The organism is Priestia sp. Y58 (assembly GCF_029522095.1).
GTDB lineage: Bacteria > Bacillota > Bacilli > Bacillales > Bacillaceae_H > Priestia > Priestia megaterium_E.
On the sequence record NZ_JAKWFL010000007.1, the window covers coordinates 18,277 to 42,881 of the forward strand.

The 24,605-nt window shown below is 39.5% G+C and carries 24 protein-coding genes; 19 read left to right on the forward strand and 5 right to left on the reverse strand.

The window, feature by feature from the left end:
* Positions 1-108: 108 nt before the first annotated feature.
* Positions 109-381 (forward strand): hypothetical protein, encoded by a 273-nt coding sequence (locus MMB68_RS19975; protein WP_043983023.1) that lies wholly within the window; start codon positions 109-111, stop codon positions 379-381.
* A gap of 29 nt (positions 382-410) precedes the next feature.
* Here MMB68_RS19975 and MMB68_RS19980 read toward each other — a convergent pair whose 3' ends face one another.
* Positions 411-647: a hypothetical protein gene (locus MMB68_RS19980; protein WP_014459745.1), complete on the reverse strand. Its 237-nt coding sequence runs from the start codon at positions 645-647 to the stop codon at positions 411-413.
* A gap of 266 nt (positions 648-913) precedes the next feature.
* Here MMB68_RS19980 and yjcZ point away from each other — a divergent pair, with 266 nt between their 5' ends.
* Complete coding sequence (gene yjcZ / locus MMB68_RS19985; RefSeq protein WP_013057409.1) at positions 914-1,051, forward strand: sporulation protein YjcZ; 138 nt, start codon at positions 914-916, stop codon at positions 1,049-1,051.
* Positions 1,052-1,243: 192 nt separating this feature from the next.
* On the opposite strand, the gene MMB68_RS19990 is transcribed toward yjcZ, so the two are convergent.
* A complete protein-coding gene (locus MMB68_RS19990; RefSeq protein ID WP_013057408.1) occupies positions 1,244-1,444 on the reverse strand; it encodes a cold-shock protein in 201 nt (66 codons plus the stop codon).
* Between the two features lie 282 nt (positions 1,445-1,726).
* Between MMB68_RS19990 and MMB68_RS19995 the strand changes: the two genes are divergently transcribed.
* Positions 1,727-3,427, forward strand: a complete 1,701-nt coding sequence (locus MMB68_RS19995; protein ID WP_164795301.1) for a pyruvate oxidase — start codon at positions 1,727-1,729, stop codon at positions 3,425-3,427.
* A 300-nt stretch (positions 3,428-3,727) separates the two neighbouring features.
* Positions 3,728-5,161 carry a MocR-like pyridoxine biosynthesis transcription factor PdxR gene (pdxR, locus tag MMB68_RS20000; protein WP_221784955.1) on the forward strand — a complete coding sequence of 478 codons (1,434 nt, stop codon included), beginning with the start codon at positions 3,728-3,730 and terminating at the stop codon, positions 5,159-5,161.
* 204 nt (positions 5,162-5,365) lie between these two features.
* On the opposite strand, the gene MMB68_RS20005 is transcribed toward pdxR, so the two are convergent.
* Entirely contained in the window at positions 5,366-5,566 is a 201-nt protein-coding gene (locus MMB68_RS20005; RefSeq protein WP_013057405.1) for a cold-shock protein, read from the reverse strand.
* Between the two features lie 348 nt (positions 5,567-5,914).
* Between MMB68_RS20005 and MMB68_RS20010 the strand changes: the two genes are divergently transcribed.
* The 14 genes from MMB68_RS20010 (at position 5,915) to MMB68_RS20075 (ending at position 22,098) form a co-directional block, all read left to right on the forward strand.
* Positions 5,915-6,793, forward strand: a complete 879-nt coding sequence (locus MMB68_RS20010) for an NAD(P)-dependent oxidoreductase (protein WP_221784956.1) — start codon at positions 5,915-5,917, stop codon at positions 6,791-6,793.
* Positions 6,794-6,816: 23 nt separating this feature from the next.
* Positions 6,817-7,611 (forward strand): SGNH/GDSL hydrolase family protein, encoded by a 795-nt coding sequence (locus MMB68_RS20015; protein WP_221784957.1) that lies wholly within the window; start codon positions 6,817-6,819, stop codon positions 7,609-7,611.
* Positions 7,612-7,624: 13 nt separating this feature from the next.
* Complete coding sequence (locus tag MMB68_RS20020; RefSeq protein WP_098333044.1) at positions 7,625-8,536, forward strand: ABC transporter ATP-binding protein; 912 nt, start codon at positions 7,625-7,627, stop codon at positions 8,534-8,536.
* Positions 8,529-9,509: an ABC transporter permease gene (locus MMB68_RS20025; protein ID WP_221784958.1), complete on the forward strand. Its 981-nt coding sequence runs from the start codon at positions 8,529-8,531 to the stop codon at positions 9,507-9,509. Before MMB68_RS20020 ends, MMB68_RS20025 begins: the two co-directional genes overlap by 8 nt.
* A gap of 397 nt (positions 9,510-9,906) precedes the next feature.
* Positions 9,907-10,353 carry a DUF6376 family protein gene (locus MMB68_RS20030; RefSeq protein ID WP_028408237.1) on the forward strand — a complete coding sequence of 149 codons (447 nt, stop codon included), beginning with the start codon at positions 9,907-9,909 and terminating at the stop codon, positions 10,351-10,353.
* Between the two features lie 624 nt (positions 10,354-10,977).
* Positions 10,978-14,616: a multifunctional 2',3'-cyclic-nucleotide 2'-phosphodiesterase/3'-nucleotidase/5'-nucleotidase gene (locus MMB68_RS20035; protein WP_221784959.1), complete on the forward strand. Its 3,639-nt coding sequence runs from the start codon at positions 10,978-10,980 to the stop codon at positions 14,614-14,616.
* Positions 14,617-14,900: 284 nt separating this feature from the next.
* Positions 14,901-15,497 (forward strand): TerD family protein, encoded by a 597-nt coding sequence (locus MMB68_RS20040; protein WP_028408239.1) that lies wholly within the window; start codon positions 14,901-14,903, stop codon positions 15,495-15,497.
* Positions 15,498-15,520: 23 nt separating this feature from the next.
* Complete coding sequence (locus tag MMB68_RS20045) at positions 15,521-16,099, forward strand: TerD family protein (protein WP_013057396.1); 579 nt, start codon at positions 15,521-15,523, stop codon at positions 16,097-16,099.
* A 35-nt stretch (positions 16,100-16,134) separates the two neighbouring features.
* Positions 16,135-16,713 carry a TerD family protein gene (locus tag MMB68_RS20050; protein WP_221784960.1) on the forward strand — a complete coding sequence of 193 codons (579 nt, stop codon included), beginning with the start codon at positions 16,135-16,137 and terminating at the stop codon, positions 16,711-16,713.
* 94 nt (positions 16,714-16,807) lie between these two features.
* Entirely contained in the window at positions 16,808-18,424 is a 1,617-nt protein-coding gene (locus MMB68_RS20055) for a YceG family protein (protein ID WP_221784961.1), read from the forward strand.
* Positions 18,425-18,442: 18 nt separating this feature from the next.
* Positions 18,443-19,534 (forward strand): toxic anion resistance protein, encoded by a 1,092-nt coding sequence (locus tag MMB68_RS20060; RefSeq protein ID WP_221784962.1) that lies wholly within the window; start codon positions 18,443-18,445, stop codon positions 19,532-19,534.
* 275 nt (positions 19,535-19,809) lie between these two features.
* Entirely contained in the window at positions 19,810-20,580 is a 771-nt protein-coding gene (locus tag MMB68_RS20065) for a DeoR/GlpR family DNA-binding transcription regulator (protein WP_264407672.1), read from the forward strand.
* The gene (locus MMB68_RS20070; protein WP_277549264.1) at positions 20,577-21,611 is read left to right on the forward strand and encodes an oxidoreductase; all 1,035 of its coding nucleotides are present in this window, start codon (positions 20,577-20,579) and stop codon (positions 21,609-21,611) included. Before MMB68_RS20065 ends, MMB68_RS20070 begins: the two co-directional genes overlap by 4 nt.
* A 13-nt stretch (positions 21,612-21,624) precedes the next feature.
* Complete coding sequence (locus tag MMB68_RS20075; protein WP_221784965.1) at positions 21,625-22,098, forward strand: heme-degrading domain-containing protein; 474 nt, start codon at positions 21,625-21,627, stop codon at positions 22,096-22,098.
* Positions 22,099-22,134: 36 nt separating this feature from the next.
* Here the strand turns inward: MMB68_RS20075 and MMB68_RS20080 are convergent, their stop codons facing one another.
* A complete protein-coding gene (locus MMB68_RS20080; protein ID WP_277549265.1) occupies positions 22,135-23,394 on the reverse strand; it encodes an erythromycin esterase family protein in 1,260 nt (419 codons plus the stop codon).
* An 86-nt stretch (positions 23,395-23,480) separates the two neighbouring features.
* Entirely contained in the window at positions 23,481-23,639 is a 159-nt protein-coding gene (locus tag MMB68_RS20085; RefSeq protein WP_193345426.1) for a hypothetical protein, read from the reverse strand.
* Between the two features lie 171 nt (positions 23,640-23,810).
* On the opposite strand from MMB68_RS20085, the gene MMB68_RS20090 reads away from it, so the two are divergent.
* Positions 23,811-24,572, forward strand: coding sequence for an exodeoxyribonuclease III (locus MMB68_RS20090; RefSeq protein WP_221784967.1), 762 nt, complete (start codon positions 23,811-23,813; stop codon positions 24,570-24,572).
* Positions 24,573-24,605 lie beyond the last annotated feature (33 nt).

Genomic DNA, 24,605 nt, shown 5'->3' on the forward strand with positions numbered 1-24,605 from the left:
TATTTTGTGACCAATTGCTTAAAAGGTATGCTTAAGCCTCGTATAGTTATTTATGGTATAGTATACATTAGATACTATCTAGCAGGTGCAAATGCGAGGAGTGATAAGATGAGTGGATTTAAAAAAGACATTCGTGCCGGATTTGAAGAACCACACTCACTAGAACAATTAAAGCATGAAATGGAGCAAAGCCTGTGGAATTTAAGAAAAGATTTGCGAAATGAAAATCGCTCGGAAACGGAAATGGCAATGATTAAAATTTCGCTGCTGTCACTATTTGAGGAACAAGCAAATAAATTGAGTAAAACTGAGCTTTCTGACTACCTTGCCGATTACCACAAAAGAGTCGAGCAGTTATTCGACAGGTATAGCTATAAATAAGACAAGCATCCTTGCGGGGATGCTTGTTTTTATTTGAGCAAAATTCGCTTGTATTCGCTGCGCTTCAGAGGTTTGGATACATACCCGTCAGCTTCTAGCTGATAAATAATGGTGGCAGCTGCATACACGCTAAAGGCATGATCAAGACCAAAGTAGTCTTGCAAAGCGGCGACGCTCACTTCCTCTTGAAAGATTTTACTGCGATTCGATAAGACAATAGGATAGACGTTTTTAACGATTTGCTTTGAAATTTCGAGTGTTAACATATTAAATCCCTCCCGTGTGAGTGTACATAACTAAAGGTATTCAGCACGGTGTACATTCATGAAAAAGGGAGCGATTACATTTTTAAAAGATAAAGAAAAGAGGAGTAAATGCCTATAAAATCAGATATTTTATCACTTTGTGGAACTTGTTTGAGAAGCTCAGTATTTTAGTGTATGACAAACATTTTCAAAAGTTCTATGGAATTATTAGGAGCAATTTAACCAAATCCACATATCTTAAAGTATAGCAAATGGAGGTGAAACACATGGGATACTACGGAGGTTACGGATACGGTTGTGGTTATGGCGGCGGTGGCTGCGGCGGCGGTTTCGCTTTAATCATTGTACTTTTCATCTTATTAATCATCATCGGCGCTTCTTGCTTCGGCGGCGGCTGGTGCTAATTATTAAAAAATGAGGACGACGCAACATCCACACTTTATTTCTTCAACTATTTCTTCCACAAAAGGTCTCTTCGGGATGAAGAGACTTTTTTAGTTTATTATTTATAATAACGTGTACAAACTGCACGTTAAAAAGGTTTTATGCGTGGTTCTACATAAAAAAAAGACTCTGAAATCAGAGTCTTTTTCTACTTATGCTTTTTGAACGTTAGCAGCTTGAGGTCCGCGTTGACCTTCTTCAACGTCGAATGTTACAGCTTGACCTTCGTCTAAAGATTTGAATCCTTCGCTTTGGATTGCTGAGAAATGTACGAATACATCGTCGCCGTTTTCGCGCTCGATAAATCCGAAACCTTTTTCTGCGTTAAACCATTTTACTGTACCTTTTTCCATGAATGTTGCCTCCTCGTGTGCTATGCACACATTGTATTACTATCCTTGCTCATGATCAAAATCTTTAAGACGAAAGTATTCACCTATCGATTGTTGCCGAACAAAAATAATTCTTCTTATAGAATAGCAAAAGTTAATGATAATTGCAAGGAATGAAGAAAATTTAACGAAGACGGTCATTCATTTAATGAAAGAAAACGAAAATTATACGAGTGAAAATAAGTAAGAAAGAGCGTGTCAGGTCACACTATCTCTATATATAAGAAGAAAGGGGTCAGTCATATGTTTAAACAAAAAGCAGGGGAAAAACTGATTGAACTGTTAATTGAATGGGGCGTTGATCATATTTACGGCATGCCAGGAGACTCCATTAATTCAATTATTGAACCGCTTCGCAAAGCTCAGGACAAAATTAAATTTATTCAAGTGAGGCATGAAGAAGCGGGAGCTCTCGCAGCGGCTGCATATGCAAAGCTAACGGGTAAAATCGGTGTATGCACTGCTATTGCCGGACCGGGAGCGATTCATTTACTAAATGGTTTGTATGATGCAAAGTTAGACAAAGCTCCCGTTTTAGCACTTACGGGGCAAGTGGAGTCTGATCTTATTGGAAGCGATGCGTTTCAAGAAATTAATTTAGAGCGAATGTTCGATGATGTGGCTGTATATAACCAGCGAATCATGTCCGCTGAACAGCTTCCCACTGTTGTCAATCAAGCGATTCGAACAGCTTATGCTAAAAAAGGTGTGGCTGTGTTAACCATTCCCGATGATATCCCTCGTTTTGAAGTCGGATCAGAAGCACGAGAAACATCAAGCATAATCGTTAAACAAGACGTCTTTCCTCACAGAGAAGACCTTGAAAAAGCAAAAGATTTGATTGGTAAAGCAGAAAGTCCGGTTATTTTAGCCGGTCGAGGCACACATGAAATGAGAGAAGAACTGCTTGCATTTGCAGAAAAAATCGCAGCACCTATTGTTCTTACGCTTCCTGGAAAAGGCGCAATACCGGATGAACATCCATATTGTCTCGGAGGACTTGGATTAATCGGTACTAAGCCAGCGTATGAAGCGATGCAAGAAGCGGATACGCTCATCATGATTGGAACGTCCTATCCGTTTACAGGCTTTTTGCCAGAACATGCGAAAACGATTCATATTGATATTGATCCTGCACAAATTGGCAAAAGATATCCTGTAGATGCAGGGCTTGCAGGAGAAGCAAAAACAACCATTCAGTGGTTTTTAGAAAACGTTGGCCGCTCAGAGCATCGCCAGTTTTTAGAGCAAAGTCAAGAACGTATGAAAAAGTGGTGGAGTCAGCTTGATACTCAAGAAGCAAAAGAAAGTCTACCTATCAAGCCTCAGCGAGTGATTCGAGCGCTTCAGCACGTAGCGGCTGATAACGCGGTCTTGTCCGTAGATGTAGGAAACGTCACAGTATGGATGGCGCGTCATTTTCGTATGACAAATCAGCAGTTTGTGATTTCAAGCTGGCTAGCGACTCTCGGATGCGGGCTGCCGGGCGCACTTGCTGGAAAAATTGCTTATCCCGAGAAGCAGGTGTTTGCGGTCTGTGGAGACGGCGGCTTTGCGATGACGATGGCAGATTTTATTACAGCTGTTAAATACAATCTTCCGCTAGTTGTGGTGCTATTTAATAACCATAAAATCGGTATGATTAAATTTGAACAAGAAGTAATGGGAAATGCTGAATTTGGCACAGATTTAACAAACCCGAATTTTGCTAGGTATGCAGATATCTGCGGAGGTGTTGGCTACCGAGTAGAAAAAGAAGAAGAGCTGCTGCCGGCTTTTGAAAGTGCAGTTAGACAGAATAAACCGTGCATTATCGATGTAATCGTCGATGCAAATGAAGCTCCTATGCCAGCAAAGATTACGCTAGGGCAAGCAACAGGGTATGCCAAGCACATGGTGAAAGAATTGTTTCAAGAAGGCAAGCTAGATTTACCTCCTCTATAAAAAGAGGCCGTGACAAAAGTATTTTAGTAAAGATCCGAACGATGAATCGAGACTCTTAATAGAGAATCAACTTCGTTTGGATTTTTTTGTGGTGAGGGTGAATGTACTTTAATTAACTATAAAATTATTATGTAAACTTAAATACCAGCAAATGAAAAGTAGTGATATCATATTTTTTGTAAAGTGGATGAGCAAAAAAATACCGAATTGGATGGTCTTTTTTTATAAAACTTCTTTAAGATAAGAGAGATAAAGGATAAACTACTAATAAGAAAGTTTAAATGTAAGGACTGACGCCGCATGAACTGGAAACCAGATCGCGCTAGCAAAAAAGCGATTTATAAACAAATTGCAGAATATATTGAAAGCTGTATTTCATCGGGAGCGTTTCCGCCGGATTCTATGCTGCCATCAGAACGAACGCTTGCTGCTGAGCTAAACGTGAACAGAAGCACGGTAGTAGCTGCTTATGAAGAACTGCAGGCACTTGGAATCGTAGAACGTAAAAAAGGAAGCGGCACGCGAGTTAGTTCGAGCATCTGGGGAATTTCCCGTAAACGTATTCCAAACTGGGGGAGATATGTAGAAGACGGTTCATTTTTGCCTAATTTACCGCTCGTACAGCGAATAAGAAGCGAAGCTTTGCGAACAGATTTTGTAAACTTAGCCAGCGGAGAATTAGCTCCTAGCTTATTTCCAAGTGAAGATTTTCAGCGAATATTAGCGGGCATGCCGTTTAATGAGCATTTAGGCTATGATCATCCTCACGGCAATGAACGTCTGCGTGACGCTATTGCTGCTCATGTTCATGAGTACCGGAAAATCTCCACCGATGCTAATTCCATTTTAATTACATCAGGTGCACAGCAAGCACTTCATTTGATTGTGCAGTGTTTGTTAAAACCAGGAGATGCAGTAGCGATTGAAGATCCGTCCTATAGCTATTCACTGCCGCTTTTTCAATCAGCAGGTTTACGAACGTTTTTGCTGCCTGTAGATAAAAATGGAGCCAATCCGGACGACTTAGTAGAATTACATAAAAAGCATCGCATTCGTATGGTTTTTTTAAATCCGTATTATCAAAACCCGACCGGTATTGTGTTATCAGAAGCGCGTCGAAAGCGGTTTTTAGAGCTTTCTTCAGAATACGGCATTCCGCTTATTGAAGATGATCCTTATTCACTCACGGCATTTGACGGAAATGTACATCAAACGCTGAAATCGATGGACGAGAACGGAAATGTCCTCTATATCAGCTCGCTTTCTAAAATCGTGGCATCGGGCCTTCGAATTGGCTGGATAGTGGGGCCAGAGCAAGTGATTCAGCGCCTGGCAGATGCTAAGCAGCAAATTGACTTTGGCCACAGCATCTTTCCGCAGTGGATTGCTTATCAATTCTTAGATTCTCCTACGTTTTCTTCTCATATTGAAAAGCTTAGACAAGAGCTCAAAAAGCAAGAGTATGCCCTGTCGTCGAGTCTGAACGAATTGCTTGGATCGAAAGTATCTTTCGATTCGCCTCAAGGCGGGATTCACTTATGGTGCAAAGTGAATCAGCCGGTCGATGACTATCGTCTATTGGAAGAATCGCTTAAAAGAGGAGTGGCTTTTGTCCCAGGAAGCGTGCTGAGTTCTCAAAGCGGAGCTATTCGCTTTACGTTTGGCAGAGGGGAAGAAGAGGTCATTCGAGAAGGAATTAAACGGTTTGTGAGCGCCCTAGAGAGTCTGGAATAGCTATAAACATAGGTAAACGTGCCGGATAAAAGTTTTATTTTATTATTTCGTATAGATTGTTATGATCTTGTGCTATACTAAGAGTACCATTAACTTTACTTCTGTATTTGTACCGACTGGCCCTGTTGAAAAACAGGGCTTTTTTATGTTTGTACACAAAAAAACAGATCCTTTAAAGGATCTGTTTCTAATATGTTGTGTTTCTTATGCTTTTTGAACGTTAGCAGCTTGAGGTCCGCGTTGACCTTGTTCTACGTCAAATGTTACAGCTTGACCTTCGTCTAAAGATTTGAAGCCTTCGCTTTGGATTGCTGAGAAGTGTACGAATACATCGTCTCCACCTTCGCGCTCGATGAATCCAAAACCTTTTTCTGCGTTAAACCATTTTACTTTACCTTGTTCCATAATTGTTGCCTCCTCGTGCGGACTCGCACATTGTGGTACTATTCTTGCTCAAATCTAAAGACGAAAAGTGACAATACTCATACATCCCCACCGAACAAAAATAATTCTCTTACATCTTAGCAGAAATTTCCTATGTTTGCAAGCGCTTTATTTAAAAACCATTCGTATTTTTTAGACAAGTTTTTTATAAATCATGTCTAAAAAATGTCACATTTTGAACATTATAGAAAGGCTATTCTTTGTATTCGCTTTTACTGTAGTTATATAATAATGAAAATATGCTTTTTCTAAAGATAGACGACAAGCATAAGAAACGTACATACTGAGTGCTGAAATGGAGTGGTAAAGATGAAGGTGGGTTTAATTGGTTTAGGGAATATGGGATTACCGATGGCGGAAAATATGATAGAGGCGGGTCATGAGCTTGTTATTTATAACCGCACTGCTTCGAAGGCGGAAAGTCTTGTGAAAAAAGGAGCAAAGGTTGTGGAGACACCTGCTCAAGCAGCACAAGAAGCGAATCTTGTCTTTACGATTCTTTCAAATGATGAGGCTTTAGAAGAAGTAACGCTTTCAGAAGCCGGTGTACTTGCAGGCCTTCAAGAAGGTGGTATTCACGTCTCTGTGAGTACTATTAGCGTAGATTTATCCGAAAAATTAACAAGCGCACATGCTGCATCAGGACAGCATTTTGTTGCAGCGACTGTTTTAGGTCGCCCCGACGCAGCAGCAGCTGCAGCTCTCAAAGTAATAGTTGCAGGTAATAAAGAAGCAAGAGAGCACGTTTGGCCGCTGTTTGAAGCGATTGGTCAAACTATTTTCACTGTAGGAGACGAGCCTTACTTATCAAATGTAGCTAAGCTTGGCAATAATTTTTTATTAGTATCGATGTTAGAAGCTGTTTCTGAAGCAGTAGTCATGGTAGAACAGTATGGCATGCAAGCGGAAGAGTTTCTTGAAGTGGTTAATAGCTTATTTGCATCTCCTGTGTATAAAAATTACGGCAATTTAATTGCTAAAAGAGCCTTTGATCCAGCTGGATTTAAGCTGGAGCTTGGACTAAAAGATGTAAACTTGGCTATTGATGCAGCCAAAAAAGTGTCCGCTCCGCTTCCGTTAGGAGAGCTTGTGAAAGGTCATTATGAACAAGGAATTGAAAATGGCTGGGGTCATTTAGACTGGTCCGCTTTACTAAAAACAGTTGAAGCTCTAAAAAAAGGTAACTAAAAAGACGAAAAGGAGTGCAGCCAGTGAAAGCGAAAGGAAAGTGGGTATGGATTGTATCCTTGATTTCGATTATTTCGTGTCTGCTGTTTGCAGCAGGGCTTGGAATGTCTATTTATGATTATGTTAGCGCCTCAAAAGCTACTGTAAAAGAAATGCCAAAGCCAAAGCAAGAAACAAGCAGCAGTAACAAAAGTACAAAGAATTATACGATTGTCGCTTTAGGAGATTCACTGACAAGAGGAACAGGAGATGCAGCGGGAAAAGGATACGTTGGATATTTAAAAGATAATCTTGAAGAAAAAACGAAGAAGAAAATTCTCTTAAGTAACTTTGGAATAAAAGGTCAAACGTCTTCGCAGCTGGCAAGCCAAGTAAAGCAGCAGGAAATTCAGCGGCAGATTAAGTCTGCAGATACCGTGTTGATTACTATTGGAGGAAATGACTTATTTCAAGGCGGACAAACGCTGCAGAACTTAAATAAAAACAATATTCAAAAGCTAGAAAATGACTATTTAAAAAACGTAGACAGCATCTTAAAAAGCATCCGGTCGGCAAATAAAGACGCAACAATTTTTTTAATTGGTTTATACAATCCGTTTAGCAACCTGCAAGATGCAAAAACGACAACGGCTATTGTACGAGAATGGAATTACAAAAGCAGTGAATTAAGTGCTAATTATAAGCAAACTGTTTTTGTTCCGACCTTTGATTTGTTTCAGCTAAAGGTAGATGACTACTTATATACTGATAAGTTTCATCCTAATGCAAAAGGCTACAAGCTGATTGCAGAGCGTGTAGCATCGCTTATTACGTGGTAAGGGAGGGAATGATATGAGTGAAGTAACGCTTTCAGTAAAAGGACTGAAAAAAGTAATAGGAAAACGAGAAATTATCAAAAATATTGATTTTGAACTAAAAAGAGGCGAAGTGTTCGGCTTTTTAGGACCCAATGGAGCCGGTAAAACGACAACGATTCGAATGCTTGTCGGCTTAATTCGCCCGACCGCTGGTTCCATTTATATTTGTGGATACAGCGTATCGAAGCAGTTTACAAAAGCGATGGAGCATATCGGCTGTATTGTTGAAAATCCTGAGCTGTATCCATACTTAAGCGGCTGGGAAAATCTGCAGCACTTTTCACGCATGATTCCTTCTATGACAGAAGAACGCATTCATGAAGTGGTGGAATTAGTTGGCTTGCAAGAGCGTATCCACGATTTAGTTCGCACGTATTCGTTAGGTATGAGGCAGCGTTTAGGAATTGCGCAAGCGCTTCTCGGAAAACCAAAAGTGCTTATTTTAGATGAGCCAACAAACGGACTAGACCCTTCTGGGATTCGGGATATGCGTAAATTTATTCGCTTTTTAGCTGAAAGTGAAGGTCTAAGCGTCTTAGTATCGAGTCATTTACTGAGCGAGATTCAGCTAATGTGTGATCGAGTAGCGATTATCGCAAAAGGAGAAGTTATTCACACAGAATCGGTGAAGACCCTGTTAACTCAGCAAGAGCGTTTACTGTGGAAGCTAGATCCGCAGCCTGCAGGAATAGACGTTTTAAAACAAGTGACGGACTTTGTGCAAGTGCAGGGGGAGTACGTCACGACGTTTTATGAAGAAGCTGAAGTGGGAGAGTGGAACAAACAGCTCATTGCAGCAGGAGTAACGGTAAAAGAAATGAATCGAAAGCTTCCAACTCTTGAAGATTTATTTATCGAAATGACAGGAGGCGAATCGATTGATTAGTTTGGTTCAAAATGAAATGATCAAGCTCGTTCGAAAAAAGCGCCTGTTAATCGTTACGCTTATCATGGGAGTTTTGATTTCCATGTTTACCTATGCTCAGCTTCGCGAAACACAGCGCCTTCAAGAAAAGCTAGGAACGACCGATTGGCGCAGTACGCTGCAGCAAGAAATTATCGATACGCAAAACCGGCTGAGCGGAAGCCAAATTTCAGATGATTGGCGCAAGCAGCTTGAAATTCGCGTGGCGCAGCAGCAGTATTATTTAGATAATGATATCAATCCTTCGGAACCAGGGGCACCAACGTTTGTGCGAGGGTTCATTGAAAACGCCATTCAGCTTTTGCTGCCGCTAATGATTATGATTATTGCAGCGGATTTAGTGTCTTCAGAATACAGCTTGGGATCCATCAAGGTACTGTTGACGAGGCCTGTGAAACGGTGGAAAATTCTGCTTAGTAAATACATCACGCTCGTCATGTCCGTCTCGTTTTTAATTTTAATGTTTGGCATTTTGTCGTATCTCATTTCTGGCGTTGTATTTGGATTTAAAGGCTGGACAGCGCCTATTCTTACGGGATTTAGCGTGCAGGGCAATGATTTGAATACAGCGGACGTTCATTTAATTTCGCAGTGGAGATATATTTTAATGGAGTTTGGCCTTGCTTGGTTTGTATCCCTGGTGGTTGGAACGCTTGCTTTTATGCTGTCCGTTTTAATTAAAAGTACAGCTGCGGGTATGGGTGTGATGCTTGCTTGTTTGATTGCAGGTACGATTTTAAGCAGCATGGTTTCTTCGTGGAATTCAGCTAAGTACTTGTTTATGGTCAATTTAAATTTAACTTCTTACCTGCAAGGCACAGCTCCTCCAACTGAAGGAATGACATTAGGGTTTTCCTTGGGTGTTTTAACCATTTGGGGACTTGCCGGGCTGCTCGTGTCTTTTCTGGTATTTACCAAAAAAGACGTGTACTAATTCCGTATAAGTTGACGATAATCAGGAACGTGCGTTATGATTGTGTTAACAAAAAATGCTGTTTTGCTCAAAGGGGAGTAGCTCTTGCAGTAAAGTCGTCATTTCGAGATTATTATCTCCGGCTTTATTGACAATGCAAATTGTTAGCGAGACCTTTGCCAATGTTGCCATTGGTAAAGGTCTGGATAAAAACACCTTTACCACATGTGGTAAAGGTGTTTTTTGTTAGTTCAAAATGAGAGAGGAGCTTAAAAATGTCAAAACTATCGAGACTGTTAAAAAGCCCCGCTGTAAAAAAAGGAATAAAAAAAGCTGTACCCATTATTATGAAAGAGTTAAAGAAACGAAAATCGAAAAGAAGATAGCAGAAAAGAAAATAAGAAAGGTTGAGTGCTAAGTGAAAAAGTGGATGCTAGTCATATCAACTGCTGTTCTTTTTATGGTCGGCGGCTGTTCTTTTCTTGAAGATACAAGCAGTACGCTGAACTACGCAAACGATGCAAAAGATTACGTGAGTGAAGCACAAAAGTTTGCTGAAGAAATACCGCCTCTAGCGGAAAAGGCTGTTAATGACGATGAGGCAATAAAAAAGCTAGAGCAAAAGCTGCAGGAAATGAAAGGAAAAGCTGAAGAATTTAATCAAACAAAAGCTCCTGACATCGCTTCTGATGTGCACGATCAGCTTGTTCAACAAAACGAAAAAATCATTAGTGGAATTGAAGCGTATGAAGCCAATATAAAGGATGGCAGCTTCAATCCAGAAGCGCTAAAAAACAGTGAATTGTTTCAATCAATTCAAGATGTATCAAGTATTATGAAACAAATTAAAGAATTAGGTCAGTAAGAAAACGCGGCTGAGAAAAAAGTATGTTAACTAAAGAACATCCGAACGATGAATCAAGATTCTTGATGGAGAATCAACTTCGTTCGGATTTTTTATTTGTAGGTGAACGTAGGTTTCATGTGTATAGATGCTTTAGCTTGGATTGATGTAGTTATGTCTTATGACTCAACCTCATTTTTTTCGTTATAAATGTAAAATTATATAAATATATCTATCTATTAGAAGGCAAAAACCTTCTCTTTCTTTTTTATATCTACGAAATTTTGTTAGAAGCTGTGACAAACTTAATGTCTGCTTTTCATATCCTATGTATAGTACATATATACACACCGCTTGAAATAAATTTTTTTTGAATTAAAAGAGGGCGTGGGAACGTTGATGTATTAGGTAATAAGACTCATTTAAAAAGGAGGGTTCATCCAATTAATAAAAACTATAGTCCTTTGTTTTAAAGAGAGAAAGTAAAAAAATTTTTTCGGTTTACAAAAAGTTAATAAAACGCATACAAATCGTTTACTAAAAAATCAAAAAATTTACATCCTTTATAAATCTTTTCTGCTATACTATTTTTGAACAGTTGCTAGATTTATAGCGATGATAACTTACTTGAAAGGTGAATGGTAGATGAAAAAGAACAAAAGTAGTAAAACGAAAAAAATCCTATCCACATCACTGGCACTTTCTCTATTATCAATGCCTCTTTTAACTACACAGGCAGGAGCGGAAGAACGTCACCCTGGACAAAGCTCACAGCAAAGCAAGCATCAAGGCCACAATAAAAAAGATGCGCTTGTGAACATACGCCTGATGGAAACAACCGACGTTCATACGAATCTATTAAACTATGATTATTTCAAAGACGCCCCTTATGAAAAAGTAGGTTTAGCTAAAACCGCTACCTTAATCAAAAATGCTCGAAAAGAAGTAAAAAACAGCTTATTAGTAGATAACGGAGACCTCATTCAAGGAACTCCTCTAGGCACGTATAAAGCCAAGATTAGCCCGCTGAAAAAAGGTGAAGTTCATCCTGTATTTAAAGCCATGAATCAGCTGGATTACGATATTGCAACACTTGGAAATCATGAGTTCAACTACGGATTAGACTTTCTAAAAGAAGCGTATAACGATGCGAACTTCCCTTACATAAATGCCAATGTCTATGTTGACGATCATGACAGCAACCCGAAAAATGACAAAAATAAATTTACGCCTTATAAAATTATGAATAAAAAAGTCGTTGATGAAAACGGTAAAAAACGAACGATTAAAGTCGGTTTCATTGGCTTTGTGCCGCCTCAAATTAACGATTGGGACAAAGCAAACCTTGACGGAAAAGTCATTACAAAAGGTATTGTAGAAACAGCCAACAAGTACATTCCAGAAATGAAGAAAAAAGGTGCGGACGTAGTTGTCGCGATGGCTCACTCTGGGTTTAGTAGCAACAAGCAAAACACGGAAGATGTCATTTACTCATTAAGTGAAGTAAAAGGCATTGACGCTATTACGTTTTCACACACGCATAAAGTCTTCCCTGCTAAAACGGAAGCTGCGCTAGATGGTTTGTTCCTCGGAGCAGATAAAAAGCCTCTTCCTGGCGTCGATAATGCAAAAGGAACAATCAACGGCGTTCCGGCTGTTCAAGCAGGTTACGGCGGAGGATCACTTGGCTTAATTGACTTAACGTTAAAAGAAGAAAAAGGAAAATGGAAAGTAGTAAGCTCTCAATCGTCTACGCGTGAAACGTATAAAGACGTAAAAGATGCGTCAGGGAAAACGGTTACGCAAAGTACGGTAGAACCGGATAAAGGTGTTGTTAAAGCAGTTCAAAAAGATCACGATGCAACGGTTAAATATGTGAACACACCAATTGGTAAAACGACGGATGATATTCACAGCTATTTTTCTCTTGTAAAAGATGATCCATCTATTCAAGTGGTAACAAATGCACAAAAAGACTACGTAGAAAAATATGTTTCTCAAAACAAGCCGGAATATAAAGACCTTCCAATTTTATCAGTCGGAGCACCTTTTAAAGCAGGAAGAAACGGCGTAGATGAATATACGGAAATTAAAAAAGGTGACTTAACGATTCGAAGCGCAGGCGATTTGTATCTATATGACAACACGTTGAAAGCGGTCAAAGTAAAAGGTTCTGTTGTAAAAGACTGGATTGATATGTCTGCCGGTAAGTTTAATCAAATTACACCGAACAAAACAGAAGAGCAGGAATTATTAAACCCAAGCTTCCCTGTTTATAATTTTGACGTCATTGACGGCGTTCAATACCAAATCGACGTGACAAAACCAGCAAAATACGATGTGAATGGAAACGTGATTCACGCAGATTCAAGCCGAGTTGTTAACTTAACGTATAACGGTAAACCAGTTGACCCGAATCAAGAGTTTATCGTTGTGACAAATAACTACCGAGCTGGCGGAGGCGGAAACTTCCCTGGCCTAAAAGGAAGCGAGCTTGTGGTGGATTCAGCGGATGAAAACCGTCAAATTCTAATGGACTACATCACCGAACAAAAAGAAATTACGCCGACAGCTGACGATAACTGGTCCATTGCACCAATTAACGGAACGGCTAACGTGACGTTCACAAGCTCACCGCGCGGAGAAAGCTATTTAACTGAAGGAAGCAACATTACGTATACAAATAAAACGGATGACAAAGGATTTGGCATTTACAAAATCAACCTAAACGGTGAATCCAAAGATAATACAAAGGTACAGCTTTTAGGCATGAACGACCTGCACGGTCAGCTCGATACAGATACAAAAATTACGTCAAATGGCCAATCGTTGTTAGCTGGAAATATGAAGTATACAGCAGCAGCTATTCGTAAACAAGAAGCTGAAAATCCGAATACGCTTTTAGTTCATGCTGGAGATATGATTGGCGGAAGCCCGTTAGTTTCAGCGCTGTTTCAAGATGAGCCAACGGTTGAAGTGATGGAATCACTTGGATTTGATGTAGGCACGCTTGGAAATCATGAGTTCGATGAAGGCATTGCTGAGCTTCACCGTATGATTGAAGGGGGAGACCATCCAAAAGGAACAAAAGGATACGACGGCATGAATTTCCCGGTTATAGCGGCAAATGCTTATGATACTTCAACGAATAAATTAATTACAGAACCTTACGCGATAAAAGAAGTAGGCGGTAAAAAAATTGGATTCATCGGCGTTGTAACACAAGAAACGCCAAGCATGATTGTTCGTAAAGGAAATGAAAACTTAAAAATTACGGACGAAGCAGAAGCGATTGATAAATATACGGCAGAGTTGAAAAAGCAAGGCATTAAAGCCATTGTGGTACTTGCTCATAATCCATCTAATCAAAATGGAACGTCTACCGAGTTTGATGCAGCAGATATCGCTAAAAAAGTTGATGATGAAGTTGACGTGATCTTTTCAGCTCACAATCACGTATACAACAACAAAGTAGTAGATAACAAACTAATTGTTCAAGCTTATTCATACGGCTCAGCGTTTTCTGACGTAGACGTTGAAATCGATAATACGGGTGACATCGTAAAAAAAGATGCAAAAATTGTGACCGTATATCAAAAAGACTATACGCCAGATCCTGAAGTTTCAAGCATTATGAAAAAGTACGAAGACTTAGCAGCGCCTATTAAAGCAGAAGTGGTTGGGAATTCGTCTACAGATTTAGCAAAAGGCTATCCGTCTAGCGGACCAACAGGCGATATCGCGCTTGGAAATTTAATTGCTGACGGTATGAAAGCAGAAATGAACGCTGATTTTGCTTTAATGAATGGCGGAGGCGTTCGTTCACAGCTTGATGCTGGTGACGTGACATATGGTGATTTATTTGCGATTCAGCCGTTTGGCAACGTCTTAAATAAAGTAAAGCTAAGCGGAGCGGATTTAGAAACGGTGCTGAATAACCAAATTACCTCATCCGGACTCGACTTTCATGTTGCAGGCTTTAACTATACGTGGGACAGTAGTACTAATAAAGTAGTCGATATCACGCTTCCAGATGGAAGTAAAATTGACAAAGAAAAAGAATACACGGTAGTAGTGAATAACTATATGTACGGAAATGAAAAATATGGTATTGGCGCACTTTCTTCAGATATGGAAGTGGGACCAGAAGATTTACAAGCAACGGTAAACTATATTAAAACACTTGAGAGCCCGTTTGAATACAAAGCTGAAGGCCGTATTCGAAACGTGGCAGATGCTAAAACAGCTGAACAGCAAGAACCTACTTTGAAAATAGCTCAATAAGCCAAAAAAGGCTGTCTCATAACTCGGATTTCCGATTTAGAGACAGCCTTTTTTAATAGTTTAACTTAAATTTTAAACTCTCAGTCAATGAATTTACGTTATAAAAGACAGCTTAATTTTTGAAACAATCACCAAATTGTGGTATTCTCTCCATAAGAAGACTGACGTAAACGTTAAAAATAGTATCAAAGATTTCACTATTTTTTCATTAATCTACGCTATTATGTAAAGTTATATAGAACCTGTAAAAGAACGTGTTCGCTATAGTAAAGGAGTAAATAAAAGTGGCTATTAATCTACAAAAAGGGCAGAAAATTGATTTAACAAAAGGAAGAGAAGGGTTATCTTCTATTACGGTTGGATTAGGATGGGATCCTGTAAAAAAACGCAGCTTTTTTGGTTTTGGAGGAAGCGGACCAGAGATTGACTGCGATGCGTCTGTTCTTATGCTCAATTCGAACGATAAGCTTGTAAGTAACTCAGCCGTTGTGTATTTTGGGAATCGTCATAGTAACTGTGGAAGCGTCAAGCATTCAGGTGATAATCTTACCGGAGCAGGTGAAGGGGACGATGAACAAATTTTTGTTAATTTGAAAAATGTTCCTGGAAACGTACATAAACTTGTGTTTGTAGTCAACATCTATCAGTGTGTTGAGCGAAACCAAGATTTCGGTATGATTAAAAATGCTTTTATTCGTGTTGTGGACAGCGCTAAAAACGAAGAGCTTGTACACTTTAATCTATCTGAAGATCATTCAGGAGCAACAGCTTTATTTGCAGGTGAAATTTATCGAGACGGAAAAGAGTGGAAGTTTTCAGCAACTGGAGATGCAACGAGAGATACTGGATTGGCTGAAATTGCAAACAAATATACAAAATAAACAACTAGAAAAGAGGGAATAAAATGGCTATTAATCTTTCAAAAGGACAAAAAGTAGATTTAACAAAAACAAATCCAGGATTAACAAACGTAGTAGTAGGTCTTGGGTGGGATGTAAATAAGTATGACGGTGGAAACGATTTTGATTTAGATTCATCTGTCTTTTTATTAAACGGAGCAGGAAAATGCGCTTCAGAATCTGATTTTATTTTTTACAATAATACGACGGGTGCAAACGGAGCGGTTGAACATACCGGAGATAACCGTACAGGCGTAGGTGAAGGAGACGATGAGCAGGTTCAAGTAGATTTGAAGAATGTGCCTCAATCTATTGAACGCATTGCGTTTACCATTACGATTCATGAAGCAGAAGCACGCGGTCAAAACTTTGGTCAAGTAAGCAACGCCTACGTTCGTATTTTAAATGCAACAAATGACGAAGAGTTAATTCGTTATGATTTAGGTGAAGACTTCTCGATCGAAACAGCGGTCGTGGTAGGCGAGCTGTACCGACACGGTGGAGAATGGAAGTTTAATGCTATTGGCAGCGGCTATCAAGGCGGCTTAGCGGCACTTGTAAACGACTTTGGTTTAAACGCCTAATCATTAAAGTAAGAAAATGTACGGAGGATGTTTTTATGTCAATTTCTTTATCAAAAGGTCAGCGCATTGACCTAACCAAAACGAACCCAGGCTTAACAAAAGTAATAGTAGGTCTTGGGTGGGATACAAATAAATATGCTGGGTCTCAGGACTTCGATTTAGATGCATGTGCATTTTTAGCCAATAAATCAAGCCAAGTTGTAAATGACGAAGAGTTTGTTTTTTACAACAATTTAAAAAGTCCAAACGGAGCTGTGGAGCATACCGGTGACAACCGTACAGGTGCAGGAGATGGAGACGATGAGCAAATCGCCGTTGATTTTTCTCTTCTTCCTGACCACGTTGAAAAAATCGGAATTAGCGTCACCATTCACGATGCAGATACTCGCGGACAAAACTTTGGACAAGTATCCAATGCGTTTGTTCGTCTTATTGACGCCGAAACAAATGAAGAAGTGCTTCGTTATGATTTAGGCGAAGATTTTTCAATCGAAACAGCTGTTGTGGTGTGTGAGCTATACAAGCACGGAAACGACTGGAAATTTAATGCCATTGGCAGCGGTTTTTCTGGCGGCTTGGCCGACCTTTGCCGCAACTACGGATTATCCGTATAAAAAAGGCATGGGATAAATGAAAAAGAAAGGGTGCTTTAACGAGTACCCTTTCTTTTTAGCATGTATATGTCTGAAAAGAAAGGAGCTGTAAGGTGTGAGTAAATTAATTGATCCTCATATGATTAATCTTAACGAGCAGGATGGAACTTCTCTTTTTTCTAAAGATGTTTCTCTGCGAGGTGACTTTATACAAAATGAGCAGCAAACTTCCTATAAACAAGTGGCAGGAAGATATGTAGGCACCCATCTTGATGCGGACGAGTACGCAGCTTTTCTTTATGAACTTGCGCATTCATCACCATCAATTATTGTCTTGCAAGATAAGCTTGATAAGTCCATTTCTAATGATAGATTAAAAGAAGTACAAACGATCCTTAAAATTAATCAAGAAGAGCGCGGCCTTTCTGTCAATCGACTGTTTGCTTTTTTAGAAGGAAAAAAGCTGATCGTGAAGTCAGAAAATCCCGCTATACATAGAAGAATACGCGAAAAATTTATTGAAACGTTAACGTGCTTTAAAGAACAGCACGCAGAGGGTTTTATGGACGGGCATTTTCAACGCGTATTAATCGATTTAATAAAGTGGCAGTGGAATCATCTAACACCTTGGCTGGTCGATAAAACATTTCCTGAGCACGCGCCTCGCATCATGTGGTACGGAGATGCAAATAAAAGCGAGCAGTATTTTCTCTATTATTTAATTTTACTAGGTTTTGACGTCCTTACCTTTCATCCAGAAGGAAAGGATAATTTAAAAGAAGTAGATAAGAATCAGCATTTAACAACGGTTTATACGTTTCCTTCTACTAGCTCGCTTGTACCTTTTCCAACGGATAAACCGGTTCGAAAAGGTACGGTAGCATTTCGAGCTTCTCAAGAAATTGAGCAAGTGCTTCATTCAGAGGAGTCCATGCTGTATAAACCTTGGCAATTTCGTTCGTATTTTCCAACTTCAGTTACTCTCAAAACGACGTATGATGAAATCTTTTTATTAATGAGAGAACGGGCGTTTATTCGTCCTAATTTTGAAGTGTCAAAGCCATATGTACACGTGCCGATCTTGTTTTCAAAAGTACTTGGTATTTCTAAAAACCGAAAAGAGTACTGGAGTAAAGTGCATGAGCTCATGCAAACGGAAAATGAGTTAGCTCTGACGATTGATTCTGTTCCTTTTGCCAAAAAAATAGAAGGAAATAATCACTTTCACTATCAAGGAGCTCTCGGAAGTGATGGCACGCTCAGTCCTGATAAAATGATTGAAAGCAACTGGTGGCGCTATAAAGAACTGCCTATCGGGCTTCAGCAAGGGCTCGCTGCAGCCATTTCTAGATACTGTGCACATCCAAAGCTTCTTCGGTTAGATCATGAAGATGCGTATCAGCATCAAATGTATTTGTTTAATCAGTCTTTGAAGCTTCCAAACAACGTGCTTCGCATGCTTCAAAAGTTTGATTATACGCAGCATGTACCCCGTCTCATTATTTATCATGGAAATGAACGAGAAGCGTTTACGCGTGAAGATGCAGCTTTACTGCTTCTATTAAATGAATTCGGCGTTGATATTGTTCTCTTTAATCCAACCGGTCAACTGGATATAGAAGCGTTCGTCGAAGAAAAGTATTTCGATATGCACTGGCTAGAAGATATTAGCTTTAATGAAGAATTCAAAGAGCCGTCGCTCATTCAAAAATGGTTAAAACGAATCTTTTAAAGAAAGAAGGGTTTTTAAATGGCAACAAATGAATTACAGCCTTTAGATTTAAATGAAGCCGAAGAAGTTTTAGAAACAAAGCCTAACGAAGTAAAAGCAAAACTGCGAGAAGAGCCAGAAGTACGTCGCTTGGCAGAACAAATTGATTATAAAAATCAGCTGGCTTTACTTGAGTATGGGAAAGAAACAGCTAATGAAATTTCCTCTTTTTCCGGAAAAGTGCTTAGTACAATTAAATCGTCTAGCATGGAAGAATCAAGTCAATTATTAAAGCAGCTTGGAAAGATTATGGATAAATTTGATGCAAAGGATTTTGTTGAAGATAAAGGGTTTTTCTCTAAGCTTTTTAAACGCGGTCAAAAAATAGTAGACAAGCTGTTTCAAAAATATGAGACGATGGGCTCTGAAATTGATAAAGTATATGTTGAAATCACAAAATATGAAACCGAAATGAAGCACTCAACCACAACACTTGAACAGCTTTACGAGCAAAACTATCAGTATTATATGGAGCTTGAAAAATACATTGTAGCGGGCGAAGTGAAAGTAGAAGAGTTAAAACAAGAGCTAAAGGTGCTTGAAGAAAGAGCGTCGAGTGGAAATCAGCTGGCGGCAATGGAGCTTCAAACCTTAAAAAATGCGGTTGAGCTGATGGAGCAGCGATTATATGATTTAGAAATGGCAAAACAAGTATCTTATCAATCTGCTCCTCAAATTCGCATGCTGCAGCGAGGAAATACAAAGCTGATCGGAAAAATCAATTCTGCGTTTATTACAACGATTCCCATTTTTAAAAATGGACTCATTAACGCCATTGCAGCAAAGCGTCAAAATTTAGTAGCCGAGTCGATGAACGAATTAGACAAACGTACAAATGAACTGCTCATTCGAAATGCAGAAAATATTTCACAGCAAAGCGTTAAAATCGCTAAAATGTCCGGTGCCCCTAGCGTAAAAGTAGAAACGATGGAGCAAACGTGGAATATTATTATGAAAGGAATGCAGGAAACAAAAGCAATTGAAGAGGAAAATAAACGCCTTCGTGAAGAAGGACTTGTTCGCTTGGAGCAATTTCAAGAAAACTTCAAGGCGCTTGAACATAAGATATAACGAAAAAGCGGGAATCTTTACGATTCCCGCTTTTTTTGCATATACGTTTGCTAGAAGTCTGAACCATAAGCGATTAGTGAAAAGCGTGAAAGGGTATCAGATATAAAAGAAGTATTATCCAAAATAAGATAGTTATTTCCAGGAGGCGTTTGTGTACTTTTATAATTTAAGTTAAAAGCGTAAAAAACTTAATTATTTTAAGTTTTTTTGCTGGTTTTTAACTTTTCTTTGCGCTACAATTAGCTCATATTAAAGTAAAAAAGGAGGGTATTTCATTGTATCAAGAACAGCGCATGAGTGCGATTGTTGAATACCTTCATACACACCGTACGATTACGTTAGACGAAATTTGCGATATGTTTACCGTTTCAAAAGATACGGCGAGGCGTGATTTAGTCAAGCTTGAAGAAAACGGCGAGGTTATGAGAGTTAAAGGCGGAGCGACGCTATCGTCAAGTCATATCATTGATTACAGTGAACGGACGCCTACCAAAGCGAAAGAACAAATTGCTAAAGAAGCAGCTTCGTTAATGTCGGAGGGGTATGACGTGCTTTTAGATACGTCTTCTACTATCGCACTGATGGCGAAGTATATGGATGTAAAGCATGTAACCGTTATTACGAATTCCATCGATAATGTGGATTTGCTCGATCAATATACAGCGTGTGATACGTTTTTGCTGCCGGGCAAGTTTAACGGGAAAAACCGTAACGTCACCGGGCCAAGAACGATTTCTACGTTGCAGGAATACAAAGTAGATCAGCTGTTTTTAGGTACGTGCGGCGTTGGTGCAGATGGTATTACATCTCCAAGTGAAGAAGAAGCGTTTTTAAAAAGACAGATGATTCAATGCGCAAGACAAGTGATTATGCTGGCGGATCATACAAAGTTTGAACGTGAATTTTTACATCGAGTATGTGATATGAGCGACATTGATATCCTAATTACAAATAAAGCGCCAGAAGCGGATGTAAAAGAAAAAATAGAACAAAATCAAGTGCAGCTTATCGTAACAGATTTTGATAAAGGAGAGGAAACACAATGAAGAAAATAAAAGTAGGATTAGTGGGATACGGATTTTCAGCAACGGTCTTTCACACGCCGCTTTTAAGCGTGTTAGACGAATTTCATATTTCAAAGGTAATGAGTTCAAATCCTAAAAAAGTAAAGAGTGACTTAGAGGATGTTGAAGTAGTGAGCACTCTATCTGAACTTCTAGAAGATGACAGCATTGATTTAGTTATTATTACAACGCCTAGCGGCATGCACTATGAAATGGTAAAAGACGCACTACGCGCAGGTAAGCACGTAATTGTTGAAAAGCCGATGGTCGTATCAGAAAAAGAAGCAAATGAATTAATTCAATTAGCAAAAGAACAAGGTGTTCAACTAAGCGTCTATCATAACCGTAGATGGGATAATGATTATTTGACGGTGAAACAGCTGATTGAAGAAGGGAAATTAGGCGACGTTAAAATGTATGAAGCTCATTTTGATCGCTATCGTCCAGCTGTTCGAGACCGCTGGAGAGAAAATGAAGGACCTGGGTCAGGAGCGCTTTACGATTTAGGATCTCATTTAATCGACCAAGCCTTACACCTTTTTGGAATGCCTGAATTTGTTCAAGCTGATGTGTTTGGGCAGCGAGATCATGCACGTACGGATGATTACTTCCACGTAGTGCTTGGATACGGTTCTCTTCGCGTTATTTTACATTCAAGCGCCATTGTGCCAAGCAACGGGCCTCGCTTTCAAGTTCATGGAACAAAAGCAAGCTATATCAAATACGGGATTGACGGCCAGGAAGATATGCTAAGAGCCGGCAAGAAGCCTGTGGACGATACGTGGGGAGCAGATCATCCTGAACACTACGGTAAGCTGACAACTGGCGAAGGCGAAACGAAAGAAATTCAAACGCTGCACGGTTCTTATGTGACGTATTATCAAAAAATTGCCCACAGCCTGCTTCGAGGAGAAGAACTTCCGGTTTCAGCAGAAGGAGCTCGTGACGTGGTTAAAGTTATTGAAGCGGCATTTGAAAGCAGCAAAGAAAAACGAGCGGTTTATTTTAACTAAGGAGCGAGAAACAGTGAGTAATCATTCGGCAGAGACGCTGCTTGAAAAAGTAGTTCAACAGGAAAAAGAACTGATCTTTCATCAATTTACAAATGACCAGGCTTTACAGATCGGAACGGCCATTATTAATGAAGCGAAAAGCAAAGGTAAGGCAGTAACCGTAAGTATTAAACGAAATGGTCAAACTCTCTTTCAACATGCGATGGAAGGGGCTATTCCCGATCATGAAGAATGGATTAAACGAAAATCAAACACCGTTCTTCGTCACCATCACAGCTCGTATTATATGAAGCTGTACTGCGAGTTAAAAGATCGTTCTTACGCGCAGTTTTACGCAGCGAATCCTCAGGAATTCGAAGCAGTAGGAGGGTCATTTCCAATTTCGGTTAAAAACGTCGGCGTAATTGGAACCATTACCGTATCAGGTATGTCGCAAGAAGAAGATCATGCACTTGTGGCAGATACGATTCGTAGCTTTTTGCAATAAAAATAAGCGGACTTCGTTGGAAGCCCGCTTATTTCATTAAAAGATGAGTGGCGATAAGGCGTGTGTTTTTTCTACATACATAAAAGCATCATATCGTTTTGACAAGCGAGAAGGAACATAATTTCCGTATTGTTCAATCTCTGGGTCGTATACAACACCAATGGCGCGGTGGCCTATCGTTGAATGAAAAAATGTTCGGTTTTCCTCTGTGAACATGAGATATTGATCAAAAGCACCTGCTCGGTGAATGGCATCTTCCCAGCTTCCTTCTATAGCTGGAGGAACGGTTAATTCCTGATGAGGATTACCCCAGCTATCAGAAGCAATGACCGTGCCGTGATGAGTTCCGAATCCGACGGCGTAAACATGCTTCTGTCCGTATTCTTCACGGGTAAGCTGACCTACATTCACCATGCCGCTGCTTTTCATGTCCGTTGCTCTTGCATCTCCGATGTGAGTGTTATGCTCCCATACAATTCCTTTAGCGCTATCTTTATAGTAAGCTTGAATATATTTTAAAGCTTCTACCATATGACGATCGCGAATATTCCACGATTCATTGTCGTTAGTAATCATCGTATGATAGTAAGTTTCAGCATTGCTTGCTACCAGCGCATTTACCTGCATACTAAGCGCAGCCTCAGGCTCATGAGTATAGGTATCTTTTTTTTGCTGAATGGTTTGTAAAAGCTCTAAGATTTCTAACATGCAGTTTTTTCCGTAAAGGGCAGAAGAAATTCCGTACATCTGTGCTTCGCGATGAAAAGGTTCAAAGCATTCAAAGGCTTTTTTCGCTTTCTTTGCATCAGGAGCGTGGTTGTTTTCTAAGTACTCAATAATAGCTTCCATCGATTCCCACAGGCTGTATACATCTAAGCCGTAAAAACCTACTTTTGGCTGATGTGCTGGCAAGTTGTTGTTATAATCACGAAGCCATTCAATCAATTCTTTTATTTCTTGATTGGCCCACATCCATGAAGGCCAGCGGCTAAAAGATTTTAAGACATCTTCGGCATTCGCGTATTGAGTTGTATATCCTTTAATATAGCGATTAACTTCAAAACACGAAGGCCAGTCTCCTTCCACTGCTATAAAGGAAAAATCATGATGCTGAATTAATTCTTTCGTAATAGCTGCTCGAATTTCGTAAAATTCAGATGTGCCGTGAGATGCTTCTCCGAGAAGTACGTATTGAGCGCGGCTTGCTGTGTTAATAAGCGGCAGTAAGTCATCGACATCAGCAAAAGGCATAGAATGTTTTTTAATGGCTTCTATCATTTGAATGGTTTTTAGCATACGACCACCTTATGTTTAAGAAATGGATAGCAAGAGCTTGAGACAGCAAGTCTTGCTACCAGTTAACGGGTTTTTATTTTTATGAATTACCTGCTAAAGTGCTTAATAGCAGAATCATTTAAAGAAAAATCTTCTTTAGTAAGCGCCGTTTGATTCTGTGTTTCGCATTCTTTAGTAGGGTGCTCTTCTTTTTTAGAAACAGTAGAAACTTCTTCGTTATTTTCATACGTGTGGTTTGTTGACATTATGTTTCACCTCTTGTATCTAGTGTTTGAGGTACAGAAAATAAAATAAGAAGAAATATCAGGAATACATTGAAAAGAAAAGTATACGCTTTAAATTATTTGAACTCATGCAAGAAATTGTCTACACTAAACACTGATACATAAATCGAGTGAGGAGAACGTGAAGAGTTTATGAAGTTGATTTCCTGGAACGTAAATGGCATTCGCGCGTGTGTGCGAAAAGGATTTTTAGATTATTTTCAAGAAGTGAATGCGGATGTATTTTGTATTCAAGAGACGAAGCTGCAGGAAGGACAAATTGATTTGCAGCTAGAAGGATATTATCAGTACTGGAATTACGCCGTGAAAAAAGGCTATTCTGGAACGGCTGTTTTTACCAAGCAAAAGCCTTTATCCGTTTCATACGGTGTCGATAAAGAATCGGAAGACGAAGGACGTATTATCACGCTTGAGTTTGAACAATGCTATGTAGTAAATGTGTATACGCCAAATTCTAAAAGAGACTTAGCAAGGCTTGAAGAAAGGCTTCAATGGGAAGACGATCTGCTCGTGTACTTAAACAAATTAAATAGCCGTAAAGCGGTGATTTTGTGCGGAGACTTAAATGTAGCACACGAAGAAATTGACTTGCGTAATCCGAAGCCAAACCGAGGGAATTCTGGTTTTACTATAGAAGAGCGAGGGAAAATGACGACGCTTCTTGCTAGTGGATTTCTTGATACATTTCGCTATTTATATCCGAATCAAGAAGGATCCTATACCTGGTGGTCATATATGAACAAAGTGCGAGAACGAAATATCGGGTGGCGCATTGATTATTTTATCGTATCGGAGAGAATGAAAGACGTTATTCAAGAAGCTGCTATTCATCCGCATGTAATGGGAAGCGACCACTGTCCTGTGATGCTAGAATTAAATGTACCCCATCTATGATATCTTTCTATATAATAGAAGAAAAACGGAAAA

Bases quoted from the DNA above. Each gene is read 5' to 3' on its own strand.
- MMB68_RS19975 (WP_043983023.1), top strand. From the start codon at position 109: ATGAGTGGATTTAAAAAAGACATTCGTGCCGGATTTGAAGAACCACAC.
- MMB68_RS19980 (WP_014459745.1), bottom strand. From the start codon at position 647: ATGTTAACACTCGAAATTTCAAAGCAAATCGTTAAAAACGTCTATCCT.
- yjcZ (WP_013057409.1), top strand. From the start codon at position 914: ATGGGATACTACGGAGGTTACGGATACGGTTGTGGTTATGGCGGCGGT.
- MMB68_RS19990 (WP_013057408.1), bottom strand. From the start codon at position 1,444: ATGGAAAAAGGTACAGTAAAATGGTTTAACGCAGAAAAAGGTTTCGGA.
- MMB68_RS19995 (WP_164795301.1), top strand. From the start codon at position 1,727: ATGTTTAAACAAAAAGCAGGGGAAAAACTGATTGAACTGTTAATTGAA.
- pdxR (WP_221784955.1), top strand. From the start codon at position 3,728: ATGAACTGGAAACCAGATCGCGCTAGCAAAAAAGCGATTTATAAACAA.
- MMB68_RS20005 (WP_013057405.1), bottom strand. From the start codon at position 5,566: ATGGAACAAGGTAAAGTAAAATGGTTTAACGCAGAAAAAGGTTTTGGA.
- MMB68_RS20010 (WP_221784956.1), top strand. From the start codon at position 5,915: ATGAAGGTGGGTTTAATTGGTTTAGGGAATATGGGATTACCGATGGCG.
- MMB68_RS20020 (WP_098333044.1), top strand. From the start codon at position 7,625: ATGAGTGAAGTAACGCTTTCAGTAAAAGGACTGAAAAAAGTAATAGGA.
- MMB68_RS20035 (WP_221784959.1), top strand. From the start codon at position 10,978: ATGAAAAAGAACAAAAGTAGTAAAACGAAAAAAATCCTATCCACATCA.
- MMB68_RS20045 (WP_013057396.1), top strand. From the start codon at position 15,521: ATGGCTATTAATCTTTCAAAAGGACAAAAAGTAGATTTAACAAAAACA.
- MMB68_RS20050 (WP_221784960.1), top strand. From the start codon at position 16,135: ATGTCAATTTCTTTATCAAAAGGTCAGCGCATTGACCTAACCAAAACG.
- MMB68_RS20060 (WP_221784962.1), top strand. From the start codon at position 18,443: ATGGCAACAAATGAATTACAGCCTTTAGATTTAAATGAAGCCGAAGAA.
- MMB68_RS20070 (WP_277549264.1), top strand. From the start codon at position 20,577: ATGAAGAAAATAAAAGTAGGATTAGTGGGATACGGATTTTCAGCAACG.
- MMB68_RS20080 (WP_277549265.1), bottom strand. From the start codon at position 23,394: ATGCTAAAAACCATTCAAATGATAGAAGCCATTAAAAAACATTCTATG.
- MMB68_RS20085 (WP_193345426.1), bottom strand. From the start codon at position 23,639: ATGTCAACAAACCACACGTATGAAAATAACGAAGAAGTTTCTACTGTT.
- MMB68_RS20090 (WP_221784967.1), top strand. From the start codon at position 23,811: ATGAAGTTGATTTCCTGGAACGTAAATGGCATTCGCGCGTGTGTGCGA.